The organism is Burkholderia sp. PAMC 28687 (genome assembly GCF_001577465.1).
Classification (GTDB): Bacteria; Pseudomonadota; Gammaproteobacteria; order Burkholderiales; family Burkholderiaceae; genus Caballeronia.
In genome coordinates, this window is the sequence record NZ_CP014508.1 from 212591 (window position 1) to 228633 (window position 16043).

Below are 16043 nucleotides of genomic sequence, written 5' to 3' on the forward strand. Positions count from 1 at the left end.
TGGGAAGTCGAAAATTGAATGTTTTTCGATTTGTATTTTTCTTTGGGTTGGTAAGTGTCTATTGCTAATAGCCTCTTGGCCGCGGTGATCCGACTTCATATTTTCACTGATCCTCCTTGGATAGGCTCACTGATCGGTGGAGGCGATTTGGCTTACCAAACTGAGACTCTGCGGCCGAGCAGGATTCCCGGGACGGCCGGGAACGGGATTTCATGAACGTACCAAACGGCCCAGGACAGCAAGGCCATTTCAACGCAATAGAACGAGTAAATTACGGCGGCCTGCACCCCGCTCAAAAGCCCGATCGCGACACCTTCCCGTATGGGGCGAGTTGTGACCATATCTTCCATTGCCCAAAACATGGCGACGAAGGGCGGAACGGACAATGCAGTGATGCTCAGCGTGCAGGTACGTCAAGTCGCGCCGAGTATCGATGTCAAGTGAAGCTCTAACGGCGCCTCGATTTGTAATGAATATGGCGATTAGCCAGACCAGCGCAATGGAAGAAATAAGAGGAACCCATGCATTTTCGTGTGAGCGCCAGGACGCGACAGTCGCAACGTGTGCAGCAGCGCCGACTGACCACCGAAAGTGGAAATATTACCTTTATCCAGAAGATAGGACGTTTCAGCAAGATGGGCATGTCACTATGAACGCAACACACAGCGATTAACAGCATTGTGCTGCGTGCGGGTCTGATGGCGATCACTAGCGCAAACCGATGACTGACCGAGTGCCGACCCACCCGCGCGTCTCCGCGCGCCAGCATTGTCAACAGTGACTTGTTCTCATGGCGTTCCTTTAATGATCGACGATCGCGCGACCAGTGAAGTTCATCGGTCCACCTGGCTGTATTCACGGCGAACACCGCCCGGTGTACGCCCGGCTGCAAGTTGGGCAATTTTTTTTCTCATGAGATGTAACCAGGGCAGGGCCGCCAACGAATTTTTGTTCACAGGCTTCATTGATTAATTTAAAAATCCGGAAGGAATCATGAAAACGACTATGGGAAAGGCCGCGTTGGTAGGATATGTATGCCTCGCGCTGGCGAACCTAGCTACTGCCGCGGAGGTGCCCTACACCAAAGCCCGTTTCGATAAACAGGTGGCGAACGGTCAGGCGACGGTGGTGTACCTGCACGCAACCTGGTGTCCAACCTGCAAGATCCAGCAGCCGATCGTGGACCGGCTGTCTTCGGATGCTGAATTCAAATCGTTGACCGTGTTGGAGGCGGACTACGACACCGAAACGGCGTTGAAGAAGAGCTTGCGAATCACCCAGCAGTCCACCTTCGTTGTGTTCAAAGGAGGTCACGAGGTCACCCGGTCTACGGGCGAGACCAGTGAAGCGGCCATCCGTAAGACCTTCGAAACAGGGCTGTGATGGAATTCGGCCCTGGCACCTATGCGCTGAGTTTCGTGGCCGGGGCGGCATCGGTGTTGTCGCCGTGCGTGCTGCCGCTGATCCCCATCCTAGTCGCGTCCGCGTTGTCGAAGCATCGTCTGGGTGCTGTCGCGTTGGCTGCAGGGCTTGGCGTGGCGTTCGCTGCGGTCGGTACGGTGCTTGCCAATCTCGGCGCCAGTACCGGCTTTGACCCGGAGTTGATTCGCCGGGCTGCGGCCGCACTGATGGTCGCTTTCGGGCTGATCATGTTGTCCTCGCGTCTGTCAGCTTGGTTCGCGGTACTGGGTTCGCAGATAAGCAACGCGGGCAGTGGCGTACTAAACACACTCAGCGGCGACGGTCTTGCGTCGCAGTTTGCTATCGGGCTGGTGCTTGGATTTGTGTGGAGCCCCTGCGTGGGACCGATGCTGGGCGCTGCGACCACGCTTGCCGCTCAAGGCAGACACCTCGGGCAAATCGCTCTGCTGATGATGGTGTTCGGCCTAGGGGCAGGTGCGCCGTTGCTGCTGCTTGGCGCTGCATCGCGGACGTCGTGGCTCCGATCCCATAGGGCCTTTGGTTTATTGGGAAGGGCTTCCAAGATCGCGCTCGGCGTGGCATTTGTCGCGCTGGGGCTCGTCGTGCTGTTCGGATATGACCGGAACATAGAGTCGGCGCTTCTTTCTGTTTCGCCGATGTGGCTGACCCGGCTGACAACATCGATATAAACCCAGTTCAATACTGCGCGCTGGTCAAGTGAGCGCAATAATTTCTATTCCCTCTAATTCGTAATCCTGATTATTGATTAACCGAGTGGAGTCGAGCGTCGTGATCCAAGACAATTTAAAATTCTTAACCGGTCTCACCGCTGCAACGCGCGCGTTGTGCATGCCCTGGTTGATGTTGATCGCCAGGGCGTGGTTCGCGCAAATTCTCTCTGTCCACCAAATCATGGCGATGGCTGAAAGTGCTCATCCGAGCGTTCTCCATGTTCCGTCCTCAGTCGACGTGGCATTTCACATGATCGTGCCGCTATTGCTGTTCGCCGGGTTTTTGTCGCGACCCATTGCGCTGATGCTCATTTCGCAGACTTTGGTAGGCTCCTCGATGATCTCAGGGGCAATCGGCGTGAAGCTCGCGTTGCTGATGTGGTTGGTCGTAAGCGGGCCGGACGTTTTCTCGCTCGATCATCTTTTAAAGCGCGGCATGAGCGTTTTCCCATCGCGGCTGATGCGCGCTGGCGACCGGTTTTACGACGTCCTGAAGCGAAAAGGAACGCCGCTGGCGTTGCTGGCGATTCGAGTCGCGCTTGCACTTGCCATCGTCCGCCAATCTTCGCCCGTTGTAAAACACGCCGGCCTCATGATGTTGGGCGTACCCGCTGGCACGCTAGTTCAGCCCGCCTGGTTGGCGGTCACCGTCGCCTTACTGCTCGTGCTTGGCGCATGTACGCGATTGTCGGCGCTAATCCTTGCGCTGGAAATATCGACCGCCGCAGTCGCCATGTCGATGGACGATCGGCTCGCGGTCCTGCTGCTTGTGCTCCTGATCGCGGTCGCGGGAGGAGGGCTCTTTACAGTCGATCGTTTGATTAGCCTCGCTCTTTCGTCTGTTGCTAGACGAAAGAGCGAGCCGGAATGCCGCTTGCCGCACGTAGTGGTCGTAGGTGGCGGCTTTGGTGGCGTGGAGACCGTGCGAGGCCTGAGCGGCCTGCCTTGCCGCATCACGCTTATTGATCAGCGCAACCACCATCTGTTCCAGCCATTGCTCTATCAGGTCGCCACGGCCGCGCTGTCGCCAGCCGATATCGCGACGCCAATCCGCGAGCTGTTTCGCGCGCAACGCAATGTGCGCGTGCAGCTCGCGCAAGTTACAGGGGTCGATACCGCCAAACGCGAGGTATTGACCGCGAGCCGAAGCGTTTCGTTCGATTATCTCGTGCTCGCGACCGGCGCACGTCATGGTTATTTTGGGAAGGACGCCTGGGCGCAGTTCGCGCCCGGGCTAAAAACTGTCGACGACGCGGTTTCCATTCGCAGCCGCCTGTTACGAGCCTTCGAAGAAGCTGAAAACGCCGTCGATGACACCGTGCGCAATGCCTGGATGACGTTCGTCATCGTAGGCGGTGGCCCGACAGGCATCGAGATGGCGGGAGCGATCCGCGAGCTCGCGCACCACGGCATGAGCGACGAGTATCGCGTCATTGATCCGTCGACCGCTCGCGTGATCTTGTTGCAGTCGGCTGACCGGATATTGCCCGCGTTCAGTGCCGCTTCGTCGGCCGCGGCGCAGCGCTCGCTCTCATCGCTGGGCGTGGAGGTCCGGCTGCGCTCCAAAGTGCTTTCTGTTGACACCGACGGCGTAGGCATACACGGCGAGCACATCCCGGCGCGTACGGTGTTATGGGCGGCCGGCGTAGAGGCTTCCGCTGCCGCGCAGTGGCTTGGGCAGGAGGCTGACTCGTCGGGGCGGCTAGCAGTATCTGCGGATCTTTCGGTCGCGGGACTCGACGGCGTGTTTGCGCTCGGAGACACGGCCTTGTCACTTGGATGGAACGGCTCGACCGTTCCCGGTCTCGCGTCTGCGGCGAAGCAGCAGGGACGCTATGCCGCCCGCGTGATCGGCTTGCGCTTGCGCGGCAGGCCAGCACCCCCGCCATTCCAGTATCGGCACTCGGGAAGCCTCGCGACAATCGGCCGACAGGCAGCGGTCGCGGACTTCGGCCGCGTGCGGCTGTGGGGTGCGCCGGCGTGGTGGTTCTGGGGCGCGGCACACATTGTTTTTCTGGCTGGCAGCCGCAATCGCCTGACCGTGCTGTTGAACTGGTTGTGGGCATATCTAACCTACAAGCGCACCACGAGACTTATTAGTGACGAGTAAATTGTTGCACTCGACTATTGCCGACGTAAGAGACCACGTTTTTCATCGTTATCGAGCATGACGAACCCGACGTGACGTCCATCACGTGAACCTGCGCTGGACTCGCGTAGAATGGCTCGTCCTACCGATACAAGCCGCAGGATGACGCGTGGTCCTCACGGCCGCTATATTGACGCGAGGTAGTCGAACAGGATTATTTCTCCGTGGGTAGTTCCAGCATACAACGGCGCCGTGGATCACAAGTAAAAAGATTCACCAGGCTCAAATGGTTCTGCAATATCAGAAGTGTCCCTGAACCGTTCTCCGTGTCGAGATCAGTCTTTAGCATTGATTTGTAGGCAAATGACGGCGTATAGATCGATCCTCTTGTCCTCCGACCTATCGACGCCCGTTCATTCTGATGCAGTCTTCCATCATGATGAAGATCTGTGTGCGCTGCTGGTTGTAAAAGATCTCAATGTAATCCGCGATTCCTTCGGCGGCTTGGTCGCGAACTTGCGAAATAGGCAAAGTTCGTTTTTCCAGCAAGCCCCAGAACGATTCGATAGGTGCATCGTCGAAACAGTTTCCACGTTTGCTTATAGATGCCTGCATGTCGAACTGTTTGAGGATCTTCTTATACGCGTGGGCGCAATATTTGGCTGCCACGGTTCGTGTATTGTATTGGACCCGGTGGCGGTCGGTGCGATGCGATAGCTCGAAAATAAGGCTTGCATGGCCATCTGTTTTGTCATGCGCTCGCTCACAGTAATTCCTCATCGAAATCGACAATCGACGCGCCGCTTCGGAAACGCTTACGCCGCCAGTCATTGCTAGCTTTACCGCTTTGTCACGAAATTCCTTCGTGTATTCGGCCTTCGGCCTTCGGCCTTCGGGGTTCGATTCATCAGTGCCGCCAATCCTCAATTCTACGGAATGTTAGCGTCCACTTTGTTAACGGACATCAACTCTCGAGGGCGTTGTGATTGGTTAAGGGCTAAGCGCGTCCAAATGCCCGTACCCATACCAAGCGAAGGCGGCGTGCTCGATCATCGAACAGATAAGACGCGCCCAAAGTTAGGAAGCCAGAAACGATACCTGTCAGGATGTGCTCCACTGACGCAATATGGTAGTGGCTCGTGTGAGAGTAGGCGTCACCTAATATCGTAAGCAAACCGACGATCGTCGCGTTGCCATATCGATTCCGAAACATTCTGCTCGCAGGCGTAAATGTCAGAAGTAAGGCCAGCAAGCCGGTCAGTAAGCCTGTGTGGACCGCAATGGTCCAGTGAGCAAGGCTAATGGCATTGCCCCAGCTCCCAGGCATACACGTCATACACGCGCTTGTCGGCTGGCAGAACCGGCGCAGAAAGATCTTCAGACGGCTCTTCCACTCGCTTGACATGCTCAATGCTCTCGTTGTCGCCAAAACAAATAAGAGCCTATGGCGTCTGTTAGACCTTGATCGCTACAAGCTCGCTCATCTCAACCAGTGGACTCGTCTGTTCGCAAACTCCGGCTCAGGAGCCGCCAAACCAGTTATAGCCCTGATCGACCCAGTAGCCGCCCGGAAACTCGTTCGTCACGAAGATCTCCATGATGTGCTTCGGGTTTTTGTAGCCCAGCTTTGTAGGCATCCGCAGCTTCATCGGATAACCGTATTTGGCCGGCAGACGCTGGCCGTCATAGGTAAAGGTCAGCAGCGTTTGCGGATGCAGGGCAGTCGGCATGTCGATGCTTTCGTAGTAGTCGTCGGCGCATTTGAAGCCAATATATTTAGCCGATGTATCCGCACCCACGCGCTTCAGAAATTCGGAGAACGGTGTGCCGCCCCATCGCCCGATTGCGCTCCAGCCCTCCACGCAGATATGCCGCGTGATCTGCTCTGCTTTTGGCAGCGCGTACAGGTCGGACAAGGTCCACACGCTCTTGTTCTGAACCAGGCCGCTCACTTTTAGGCGGAAGCTGTCGCCGTTGACTTCGGGCGCCTGGTCGACGTCATAGAACGCATTGAACGGAAACGGACGCGTGATCTGCGCTTCGGTGTAAGTGGGCGCGAGACGGTTGGGATCGAAGAGCCAGCCCTGCACGGTGTCGTTCATCCGCGATACGCGCGTGAGGAAGTTATCGACGGATTTATCGTCGACGAGCGTGCAGCCGGTCATCATTGCGAGGCCGCCGAGTGTCAGGATGCGCTGGCCGAACAAGCGGCGCGAGGGCATGTCGAGCTGGCGACGCACGTCGATGATCAGCGACTCGCGATCAAGGTCCAGCCGCGGCTTTTTAAAAGGTTTGAGCGAGTTCATGCGAGTGCTTCCCTTTGGATATTATCGGCCGCGAATCATGGTCAAGAGCGAACGCGGCACGAGCGTGACCATCACTAGGTGCACCACGATGAAAGCCGTGATAAGAGACATTGCGCTGAAGTGCACGACGCGCGCAAAGTCGTAGCCGCCGAACAAGTCGCGCAGGACATGAAACTGCACGGATTTCCAGATCGCGAGGCCGGACAAAATCAGCACGGTGATGTCGAGCATGACGAACAAATAAGCAAACTTCTGCACCGCGTTGTACTTGCTCGGATCGGCGTGCGACAGATGCCCTTTCAACGCCTCGCCGAGATCGCGCAATACTGCGAGTGGCGATATCGGAAAGAACTTCGTCCTGATGCGGCCGGTGGCGATGTTCATGCCAAGGTAAAAAAGGCCGTTGAAGAACAGCAGCCACATGGCCGCGAAATGCCATTGCAACGCGCCGCCCAACCAGCCGCCCAATGTGATCTTGGTCGGGATCATAAAGCCTTTGATCACCGGCGAAGCGTCATAAATCCGCCATCCGGACATCAGCATGAGTACGACTGCCAGCGCGTTGAGCCAGTGCGTGAGGCGCACCCAGACTGGCTGGATTGTTTGAACGGGGTGAGAAACGGTTGTTGTGCTCATATGAACCTCGTGAACTTCAGTCTTAAGATTCTTTGCTACCCATGCAGCCTGCTTCGCCGCCATTTCGGAGATGGCGCAGTCTGCGCGTGTACAACGAAGCCATCGCGCATTTCGGTTTCACTTCAGGCGGTTGGTCGCCTAAGATTTGCGCACGGCCATTGACCAATTTGACTCGACCGGTCCAGCGCTGCACCATGCATCAATCATGCAGCGTCGCCTCCTATTTATCGCCGCCTCTGATATCACTCTACAGCCGTGCCTTACAAGTGCCAACGTGGGCAACCGCATTTTCCGCGCAGAGGCGCTTTCATTTCAGTGTTTCTCCCGCGGTGAAGGGAGTGATGCGCTCGACTGCACACGCAATTTCTGCCAACCCGAAAACACTTGGGACGTGCGGGCCATATGCTCGGTCCGTCGGTGCCAACCGCTACTGGCGGTCAGCTCCGGCCGTGTCAAATCCATGAGCGCTCGAGGGATGGGGCGCGCAGGAGACACTGCACGTGTCGGGCGCTTGCAGCATTCGCCGTCGCTTGAACGCAGGACACGACAGGCCCGCATTCAATATGAGCAATGATACGCGCATGAGGTCCCCTAGATCAGTAGAATATAGGCGTAGTAGCAAGCGAGCATGCTGGGAACGGCCCGACAAGGAGAAGTCTGGCCGTTCCCACGCGTTCACGCTGCCGCTTGAAGCAGCGTGCACTTTAATTGGCCATTGCGCCCGAAGCGTCGTGAGCCATGCCGTCCTTCATCTTATCCTCGTGTTTCATGCCCTTCTTCATTTCGTCTTTCTTCATTGAATCGTGGCTCATGCCATCTTTCGACGTGGAATCCTTGGCCATTGAATCGTGACTCATGGCATCGCTGGACATCGCGCTGCTTGCTTGGGCAAATGCCGAACCGCCACACACGAGAAAGCCGGCTGCTACTGCTGCGAGAGCGAATTTTTTCATTTAGAACTCCATTTAGGTAAAGTGACTACCGGTCAGGCCGGCGGTTTATAAGCTCAAGGCTGTATCGATAATCGCCTTGCAACGATTATTTCGTCGCGAAGGTCCGGATGGTTACACAGGCACAAAATTATTTTTCAAGGATCCTAGCTTGTATTGTGGGAAAGGAGCAGAGCGCGTCGGTTCGCGGCTCGCAATCGAGCTTGAGGCGGGGAGGCCACGTGTAATTGGAGAATCGGCGGAATTGCCCTACACCAACGAGCGGCCAGAGGATCGACGATGCTAAGGGTAGATCCGGATAGCCGTTCTGGATCATATAAAAGGTCAGCGGGAAGCGACCTGCAAACCGCTGACGCCATGCTTGTCCATGGTGCTTTTCACGAAACCTAAGGCCTTCATTTCTTCGAGGAAATCAGCCAAATACCATTGTCCAAGGAGCGTTCGTCGAGCAAGCGGAGATTCGGCATATTGGGGGCGTTAGTTTCCAGCTGCTCCTTTCCTCTATGGCCAAATCTTGATACCCGCGCTTAAGCCGACTCCGCAAAGAAACCTAGATATTGAAACGATTCGGCATTCAGCGAGGTGCAAAACACGCTTGACGCTCCGATAGACGTCAGCGTCTCCACCGTCTCCTGGCGATTCGACGCCACTTTCCAGTCGGGTACAAAACCAGTTGTATCACCCGTCTCCCGCGCAAGCTTCAGTGCAGCAACCGACTGCGCGCGCGGCGGCGAATAGATCGTCAACCCTTCGTTGGCGAGCGCTGCGGTATCGATTCCCAGATGCGCGCAGGCAAGCGCCTTCGTGCCGGTGTCGCCGGCATCGGCCATGCGCGATTTGTCGATGAGAGCCGCCGTCTGCACATCCACTATCCTGTGCGCGCGCATGAGAATTGGCTTGTCCGGCGCCCACGCTTCCGGCGGACACGCCTTCTGTTGCGTATTCAATTCAATAAACGGATTCACCTCGGCCGGATAAATACGGCAGACGGTCGGCCGTTCTTCGTACACGCCGCAACTCAGATTCGGCAGCAAATGCGGGCAAGCACCTTCGAATGCGGCCGCGATGACAACCACTATGCGAGCCGGCAATGCGCCGCTCGATGCCGCAAACGACCTGCGGCGTTTGTGTTGCGCGAGCAGGTTGTCTTCGGCGGGTTCCTCGGGCCACGGAACCGCTTCGCACAGGAACTGGACGTCGCCACCACGTTCAAGCCAGAGCAGCGCCTCGCTGACACTTAGCGGCAGCTTAAGATCGTGACAGCATTTGCCGCACATGGTGCATTCGAAGTTTAGATCCATTTGCGCTCTGCTTTCGGAAGTCATCTGTAAAATGATTGTCAGGCTGCCCCGTGTCCGTCAAAGGGCGCAACTTACTAGTACAACATCCCGGAAATAGCTTTAAATATCTGGATCGAAATAAGGGGCGAGCAAGCTGACCACCAAGTCAGTGGTTTCCGCGAGATTGCCGGTGCCGGGCAGCGGCTCCCAGCGACCTGTGTGACTGCGAAATGCGGACGTGTAGATGTTGCGGCCGACCTCGGTGAGCCGGGCAATGGTATCGACCGTGTCGTCGCGTTGCATCTGGACGAGCAGGTGCTTGCCGTAGGGCTTGACCGTGGCTTGATCGTGACCGGTCAGCGCGGCGAGCTGGCGCTGGAGTTCAGCGGCCTTTCTTTGGGCGTCGGATGTTGGCATCTTCTTTGAACCTTAGGGGTTCGCCAGTTTGCAGCTCAAAGCCGGCGAATGTCCATTTGAACGGCTTGGGCGCGCGGTTGCGTTGCGCGACGAAGGCTTCGGTGCGCTGGCGCAGGTGCTCGATGGAGACATGGCTCGCGTGACGCAAGACCCGTCGCGAATAGATACCGAATAGCAACTCGATCTGGTTGACCCAGCTCGCATGCAGTGGCGTGAAGTGAAAGACAAACCGCTGATCGTGGCGGGCGTTGAACTCATCCCATACAGTCTGCGCGCGGTGGGTGTTGAGGTTGTCCCACACGACGTGCACCGTGCCCTCGGGATAGGCCAGCGCGACCTGCTCCATGAAGGCTACGAGATCGGCCTGGGTGCGCCGATCCGTGCAACTGCCGATGACGCGCCCCGAGTGTACATCCAGCGCGGCGGTGAGGGCCTGCGTGCCATGGCGGATGTATTCGAACTCGCGGCGCCGCACGCGACCTGGTTGCGGCGCGCGGTCGGCGTGTTTGCGTTCGATGGCCTGGATCCCCGTTTTCTCATCGATCGACAACACGACCGAGCCTTGAGGAGCCTGGCGATACAGCGCGCAGATCTCGTTGACCTTTTGCCGGAACTGCGGGTCGGGGCTATGCAGCCACTGTTTGACGCGATGTGGACGCAAATCACCCGCTTGCAAGATTCGTTGCAAATGACTGCGGCTGATCTGCTCGGTCACGCCGCGCTCGATCGCACGCTCAACCAGTTCGTCCAACGTCGGCGTTGCGCGTCCGTCCGGTTCTGCCGGTTCGCATGCCAAGGCCAGTAACTCAAGTCGTTGTGCCTCACCGATACGTCTCGGGCGGCCAGGGCGCGGCGTCTCTTGCAAGCCTTTGACACCGTAGCGCACGAGGCGCGTGCGCCAATGCGAGACGGTCTGCACAGACACGCCGAGCTCCTGTGCGATCGACGCCGTGGGCTCGCCCCGGTGAGCCATCAGCGCGATCTGCGCCCGCATCACTTGTCGCTGCTCCGCCGTACCGCGACGGGTCAACAACTCAAGCGATTTACGCTCTTCCCTTGATAGCTTGACAGCCTGCGCCTGACGTCCGCGTCCCATGCCGACAAGTTTACTTGCATCCCTCTTTTATTGAAAGATATTTGAGGGATGTCGTACTAGTTCGATCAGGCGAGGTCAACGGTTACAGCAACGCGAAAAATTCTCGTGCGAACCGATTCCATTCTTTTCAAGGAGCGTTGCACGGGAGCAATTGCGCGGCGCATTAGAGTGATGCCAAATAAATATGCTGCGACTGTAACCAGCTTCACGGACATGACGAACTAAGGTCAGATCCACCACAGATGCAAATCCAACTGACCAGGTACGGAGGGGTACACGTGTTCAAGAAACTGACAATGGCGACCGGTGTTGTGACACTCGTCGCCGCGTGCGGCGGCGGCAATGATTCCGCGCCTACCGTGTCGCAGCTTTTCGCACAGACAAACGATTCCACGAATGCGGTTGTGCATTTCATCCGCAACGCCGATGGCACATTGACGAAACAACCCGCCGTGCTCACCGGAGGCAAAGGAACGAACGGCGTCAACTATTTCATGGGGAACATCGTGGCGCCCGATGCGTTGACGAGTAACCATAGCGTCATTACCAGCACCGACGGCTCGCAGCTTTTCGTTGCCAACGCCGGCGACAATACCGTGAGCACATTTTCCATCGACAAGACGTCGGGCACGCTCACGCTTCTCGCCGTATCGCCGACAGGCGGCACCCGACCGACGTCCCTCGCCCTTGCAAACAATGTGCTTTACGTCACGCACCAGCAAGGCGTGAATGAACTGGGCGCATATCGTGTTGGGTCGGATGGCAAACTGACATCCATTGGAACCTATCCCGTCGTCCAGCAAGATGCCCTTCCAACTGAAGTCAGCGTCAGCCCCGACGGAAAGTTTGTTGTAGTGATTGGCTTCCTGAAAACACTGACGCCAGTGCAGCCTGCCAATGCGCTGTTAGCCTATCCAATCAACGCCGACGGAACACTGGGACAGGTGATGAGTTCAACCTCAGTGGGTGTAGGGCCGTTCGGAGGGGTCTTTGGTCATGGTGCACAGGCAGGCATATACGCCACAAGCGACGCCGCGGGCGGCACGGCCAGTTCGTATTCATTCGCGAGCAGCGGCAACTTTACACCCCTAAGCGGGCCCGTCGCGGTGACCGGGCAGGCAGCGCCTTGCTGGATTGCAATAACGCCTGACAACAAGTTCGTCTACGTAAGCAGTGGCAGCGGAGCGATCTCGTTGTTCTCGCTCGACGGCAATGGCAAGCTCTCATTGGCCAATGCATCGGCTGCGAGCGAACCGCCGGTGTTATCGACTACATCCGGCTTCGCGAACGATTCGTGGGTCAGTCCGGACGGCAAGTTCCTTTATCAGGACTACGCCGGCGACGACAAGATCGTTGCGTATTCGATCGGCGTGAACGGGACGCTCACCAAGCTTGGTGAGCAACCGGCGAACACCCAATCGAAGATAAGTTTGCAGGGCCTGACTGGCACCTGAGTCATCCCTGGCATGGCGGCACGATTCAGGCCGCCATGCATTTGACGACCAACGTTGCGATGCTTGCATCTGCGGCGGGAGCGTCGCCTCAGCCACCGCCTAACGCCTGGATCAAGTTCAACGTTGCTACCGCCTGCACGCCGGAGTGCTGATTGGGGCAGCAGGCCGCCATCGACACCAGCAGGACGATGCGGCACAATCCGCTCGTCTTGCTTCGGCAAAACAATCGGCCCGTTGTCCGGCGCGACTCCGCTCAGCGGCCGGGTCCATGGCGCGAGAAACCAGAAAAACTTCAGTAGTATTGCCGGGACGACCCATGTCCATCCCGGAGCGGGGGACCGTTGAGACTTGTCGCCGCCCGCCGCATTTCTATCTCAAGCGCGCTGTAACCCGATTCGGCGATGAAGCGAATAATACAGAACAGTGCCTTGTCCAGTGTCGAAGAGCGGCTCCGGGCGCTATTCGTACGCGGCCTAGATGGCGACGCGAAAGCATATCGTGCGTTTCTCGACGACCTCACCAGGCACCTGCGTGGGTTCTTGCGAAAACGCATCTATTACCTGCAGGATGACATCGAGGATGTCGTGCAGGAGATCTTGCTGGCCGTGCATAACAGCCGCCATACGTATCGTCCGGACGACCCGCTGACGGCGTGGGTGCACGCCATCGCGCGCTACAAGCTGATGGATCTTTTCCGTGCGCGGTCGCGGCGTGAAGCACTCAACGACCCGCTGGACGAGAAACTCGATATTTTTGCGACGTCGGATGAAGAGCCCGCCGACGCCAAGCGTGATATTGGCAAGCTGCTCAAGCAATTACCTGACCGTCATCGGTTGCCGATTGTGCACGTGAAGCTGCAGGGACTCTCCGTGACGGAGGCGGCCGAGCTGACAGGCATGTCTGAATCGGCTGTCAAAGTTGGCATCCACCGTGGACTGAAAGCGCTCGCAGCAAAGGTCAGAGGCACCGCATGAAAACAGAGGACCTTATTTCGCTTCTCTCGACAGGCGTCGCGCCCGTTGACACCGGCATGTCTCGCCGCCGCTTCGCACGCGCGCTGCTGCTTGGCGGCATTGGCGCATTCGTGCTGATGCTGTCCGTCTATGGCCTGCGTCCGGACCTCTCCGCGGTATTGCGCACGCCGCTGTTCTGGGCGCGCTTTGCGTTTCCCGCGACGCTGGCGGCGAGCGCCCTTTTCCTCGCCGCCCGGCTATCGCGGCCGGGTACGACGGTCGGCGCATTCTGCGCAATACCCGCCGTACCCATTCTCGTGGTATGGAGCGCGGCAGTAGTGGTCTTGTGTCTCGCCTCGCCTGAAGCCCGCGTCCCGCTCGTGATTGGCCACACATGGCGCTCCTGCCCGTTCAATATCGTGTTGCTGTCCGTGCCGGCGTTTGTTGCCGTGTTCTGGGCCATTCGCGGACTTGCGCCAACCCGCCTGCGCCTCGCGGGCGCTGCCGGCGGCATGCTTGCCGGGACCATGGCTACCATGGCGTACTGCCTGCATTGTCCAGAGATGAGTGTCGCATTCTGGGCCGTCTGGTACCTGCTGGGCATGGCGCTCGCCACGTTGATCGGTGCGGCGCTTGGCCCCCGTTTCTTGCGATGGTAGTACGCGTCATTACTTCATAAAAATTCGCACACGCGCGTAACCCTCGCGCTGGCGGAACCGAATAGAAATCATGCGCACAACGCGTGACGTCGCCTTCGATCAGGCGGCGCTATCAGTTTCCATCAGTGGAGTGGCCATGAAAACCCGCGAGTTCGTGTCGATGCTTGCCACCGGCATCGTCCCGACCCCTCCCCATGTTGCCGCGCTGCGCTTTTCGGCAGCACTTTTCCTCGGACTGACCGGGGCCGCCTGCATGGTCGTAGCCCTTTATGGCGTTCGCGGCGACATGCCGCAAATGCTCGTCACGCCGCTTTTCTGGATCAAGGTTGCGTTCCCACTTGCGGTAGTGGGCGCTTCGCTTTCGATCGTGATGCGTGTCTCCCGACCTGGTGCCGACGCGACAATGGCTTGGATCGCACTCGCCATTCCGCTCGCGCTGGTCTGGGTGGTGGCGCTGGTCGTGATCGTCGCGGCACCTGCGACGCTGCGTCTCCAGCTTGTGCTCGGCAACACGTGGCAGGTCTGCACGATGAACATCGCGGTCTTGTCGGTGCCGACGTTTATTGCCGTCTTCTGGGCCATGAAGGGGCTCGCCCCCACGCAGCCGGTCATCGCCGGAGCGGCTGCCGGGTTGCTGAGCGGCGCGCAGGCAGTGCTGGTCTACATGCTGTATTGCGTGGAGATGACCGTGCCGTTCTGGGGCGTCTGGTACGTGCTTGGCATGCTGGCGCCGACCGTTGTTGGCGCCGTTCTGGGGCCGCGCCTGCTGCGCTGGTAGATTGCGGCATGTGACGGACTAACGTCCAGGTGCCCCTGATCTAGCCGTTCGAGTTGATCGACCCGCACTGGCGGCACGACCCATGCAAAGCAAAGTCCTAGGATTGCAAAAGCAGCCGCAAGCCCGAGCCCTACGTGAATGGATTCCAATAGTGCGCCGCGCGCCAAACTCATCATGGTGTCGCCCGCGTGGCCGTCCACGATCAAACGGCCGGTCAACGCGGCCTGCTCTACGTGACGAGCTAGCAGTTCGGGACTCGCGAATGACTTGAACCATTGTGTCGCCTTATAGGAATCGAGCGAACGATGCACGCCGCTTGCGTAGAGACGGTTGCAGCGCGCTGGTCATCGCGGTGCCGAACATGCACAGGGATTGAAGCAGCGCGGTCGCGGAGTCATGGTGATCGTGGTCGACGAGTTGCATCGAGACAACCAGACCCCGTCCGATGAATCCCATTCACGCCATCCAAACCGAATGCGGCACGGTCTCCGTGATCGCCACTACACTTACCGCGCGCGCGTGAAAAGTCCGAAGTAGGACATACATCAATACATCACTTCGTTTGTTGTTGGAAGCCGTTAAAAAACCGGAGATGCTTTCTGCCAGGGCTACGTAACACGTCGTTGTCCAATCCACGGAAATTGTCGCCAAGCAAGTTCGTCGAATTCTTGATTCAACAACGCGACGTGCACTTGCACGACGCTGTATGCTCCCATTCGACTCCAGCGCATATGCTAGTTTTTAGCATCAGAAAGCAGGCACGCGCCAGTTTGTGCGCGACCGCTTTGGTCGCGACGATTGCATTCCGTTTGGCCTTATTACACTGGTAAAACTTGCGCGCCGGCTCGCAAAATCGGAGGGCGAAATTGGCTGCCTCGATGTACGCTCACGCCAGATAGCGGTTGCCATTCTTGGTGTTGCCTTCGCCTTTTTTCTTGCCGTTCGAGAGGTGGGTACTGCTGACACAGCCGCAATAGGAGGCATAGTTCCCGATGTCGGCAAAGCGTCCGACATCGCCCGTCTCCAGCAGGATGACGGTGGCCAGCGTCGAGCCGATGCTGGGCACGGTGCGAATCTCTTCAGGTCCGAGCGTTTCAGGCGAGCGCCGGAAGTGCCGGGCAAAACTCGAAACCTGCTGCCGATAGATTTCTGTGTGTTCTCGGCAAGATTGCGGATCTGCATCTCGTGCAACATACGTTGGCGGAGCGGTGTCATGACGAAACTCCTGGGAAGAGTAATGGAACGCCTCACATCCATGCTGCTCCCTTGCGC

The 16043-nt window shown here is 58.0% G+C and carries 18 protein-coding genes and 1 pseudogene; 7 read left to right on the plus strand and 12 right to left on the minus strand.

What is annotated here, in order from left to right; genetic code table 11:
* Positions 1 to 152: 152 nt before the first annotated feature.
* Both AX768_RS34605 and AX768_RS34610 read right to left on the minus strand, forming a co-directional pair.
* Complete coding sequence (locus AX768_RS34605; RefSeq protein ID WP_062003940.1) at positions 153 to 362, minus strand: NrsF family protein; 210 nt, start codon at positions 360 to 362, stop codon at positions 153 to 155.
* Between the two features lie 86 nt (positions 363 to 448).
* A complete protein-coding gene (locus AX768_RS34610; protein WP_442857287.1) occupies positions 449 to 769 on the minus strand; it encodes an NrsF family protein in 321 nt (106 codons plus the stop codon).
* A 224-nt stretch (positions 770 to 993) separates the two neighbouring features.
* Between AX768_RS34610 and AX768_RS30680 the strand changes: the two genes are divergently transcribed.
* The 3 genes from AX768_RS30680 to AX768_RS30690 all read left to right on the plus strand — a co-directional run bounded on the left by AX768_RS30680 (position 994) and on the right by AX768_RS30690 (position 4263).
* On the plus strand, positions 994 to 1383 hold the full coding sequence (locus AX768_RS30680) for a thioredoxin family protein (RefSeq protein WP_082771716.1): 390 nt from the start codon (positions 994 to 996) through the stop codon (positions 1381 to 1383).
* Positions 1383 to 2111, plus strand: coding sequence for a cytochrome c biogenesis CcdA family protein (locus AX768_RS30685; protein ID WP_062003942.1), 729 nt, complete (start codon positions 1383 to 1385; stop codon positions 2109 to 2111). The genes AX768_RS30680 and AX768_RS30685 overlap by 1 nt, the downstream gene beginning before the upstream one ends.
* A gap of 229 nt (positions 2112 to 2340) precedes the next feature.
* Positions 2341 to 4263: an NAD(P)/FAD-dependent oxidoreductase gene (locus AX768_RS30690; protein WP_231941654.1), complete on the plus strand. Its 1923-nt coding sequence runs from the start codon at positions 2341 to 2343 to the stop codon at positions 4261 to 4263.
* Positions 4264 to 4641: 378 nt separating this feature from the next.
* Here the strand turns inward: AX768_RS30690 and AX768_RS34015 are convergent, their stop codons facing one another.
* The 8 genes from AX768_RS34015 to AX768_RS30730 form a co-directional block, all read right to left on the minus strand.
* The gene (locus tag AX768_RS34015; RefSeq protein WP_062003944.1) at positions 4642 to 5073 is read right to left on the minus strand and encodes a hypothetical protein; all 432 of its coding nucleotides are present in this window, start codon (positions 5071 to 5073) and stop codon (positions 4642 to 4644) included.
* 166 nt (positions 5074 to 5239) lie between these two features.
* Positions 5240 to 5647 (minus strand): hypothetical protein, encoded by a 408-nt coding sequence (locus AX768_RS34025; RefSeq protein WP_062003946.1) that lies wholly within the window; start codon positions 5645 to 5647, stop codon positions 5240 to 5242.
* A gap of 115 nt (positions 5648 to 5762) precedes the next feature.
* Positions 5763 to 6548, minus strand: a complete 786-nt coding sequence (locus AX768_RS30705; protein WP_062003947.1) for a molybdopterin-dependent oxidoreductase — start codon at positions 6546 to 6548, stop codon at positions 5763 to 5765.
* A gap of 21 nt (positions 6549 to 6569) precedes the next feature.
* Positions 6570 to 7184, minus strand: a complete 615-nt coding sequence (locus AX768_RS30710; protein WP_062004111.1) for a cytochrome b/b6 domain-containing protein — start codon at positions 7182 to 7184, stop codon at positions 6570 to 6572.
* Between the two features lie 704 nt (positions 7185 to 7888).
* Entirely contained in the window at positions 7889 to 8137 is a 249-nt protein-coding gene (locus AX768_RS30715) for a pentapeptide MXKDX repeat protein (protein WP_062003949.1), read from the minus strand.
* A gap of 524 nt (positions 8138 to 8661) precedes the next feature.
* Positions 8662 to 9435, minus strand: coding sequence for a YkgJ family cysteine cluster protein (locus AX768_RS30720; protein ID WP_062003951.1), 774 nt, complete (start codon positions 9433 to 9435; stop codon positions 8662 to 8664).
* Between the two features lie 99 nt (positions 9436 to 9534).
* Positions 9535 to 9831, minus strand: a complete 297-nt coding sequence (locus tag AX768_RS33405) for a hypothetical protein (protein WP_062003953.1) — start codon at positions 9829 to 9831, stop codon at positions 9535 to 9537.
* Positions 9797 to 10927 carry an IS630 family transposase gene (locus AX768_RS30730; protein WP_062003955.1) on the minus strand — a complete coding sequence of 377 codons (1131 nt, stop codon included), beginning with the start codon at positions 10925 to 10927 and terminating at the stop codon, positions 9797 to 9799. The genes AX768_RS33405 and AX768_RS30730 overlap by 35 nt, the downstream gene beginning before the upstream one ends.
* 278 nt (positions 10928 to 11205) lie before the next feature.
* Between AX768_RS30730 and AX768_RS30735 the strand changes: the two genes are divergently transcribed.
* The 4 genes from AX768_RS30735 (at position 11206) to AX768_RS30750 (ending at position 14771) form a co-directional block, all read left to right on the plus strand.
* On the plus strand, positions 11206 to 12381 hold the full coding sequence (locus tag AX768_RS30735) for a lactonase family protein (RefSeq protein ID WP_062003957.1): 1176 nt from the start codon (positions 11206 to 11208) through the stop codon (positions 12379 to 12381).
* Positions 12382 to 12782: 401 nt separating this feature from the next.
* On the plus strand, positions 12783 to 13355 hold the full coding sequence (locus tag AX768_RS30740; protein WP_082779187.1) for a sigma-70 family RNA polymerase sigma factor: 573 nt from the start codon (positions 12783 to 12785) through the stop codon (positions 13353 to 13355).
* The gene (locus AX768_RS30745; protein WP_062003958.1) at positions 13352 to 13993 is read left to right on the plus strand and encodes a DUF1109 domain-containing protein; all 642 of its coding nucleotides are present in this window, start codon (positions 13352 to 13354) and stop codon (positions 13991 to 13993) included. The genes AX768_RS30740 and AX768_RS30745 overlap by 4 nt, the downstream gene beginning before the upstream one ends.
* A gap of 136 nt (positions 13994 to 14129) precedes the next feature.
* Positions 14130 to 14771 carry a DUF1109 domain-containing protein gene (locus AX768_RS30750; RefSeq protein WP_062003960.1) on the plus strand — a complete coding sequence of 214 codons (642 nt, stop codon included), beginning with the start codon at positions 14130 to 14132 and terminating at the stop codon, positions 14769 to 14771.
* 285 nt (positions 14772 to 15056) lie between these two features.
* Here the strand turns inward: AX768_RS30750 and AX768_RS33130 are convergent, their stop codons facing one another.
* Positions 15057 to 15227: a hypothetical protein gene (locus tag AX768_RS33130; protein WP_155524393.1), complete on the minus strand. Its 171-nt coding sequence runs from the start codon at positions 15225 to 15227 to the stop codon at positions 15057 to 15059.
* 283 nt (positions 15228 to 15510) lie between these two features.
* Positions 15511 to 15846, minus strand: a pseudogene (locus tag AX768_RS34030) (transposase); the annotation flags it as partial.
* Positions 15847 to 16043 lie beyond the last annotated feature (197 nt).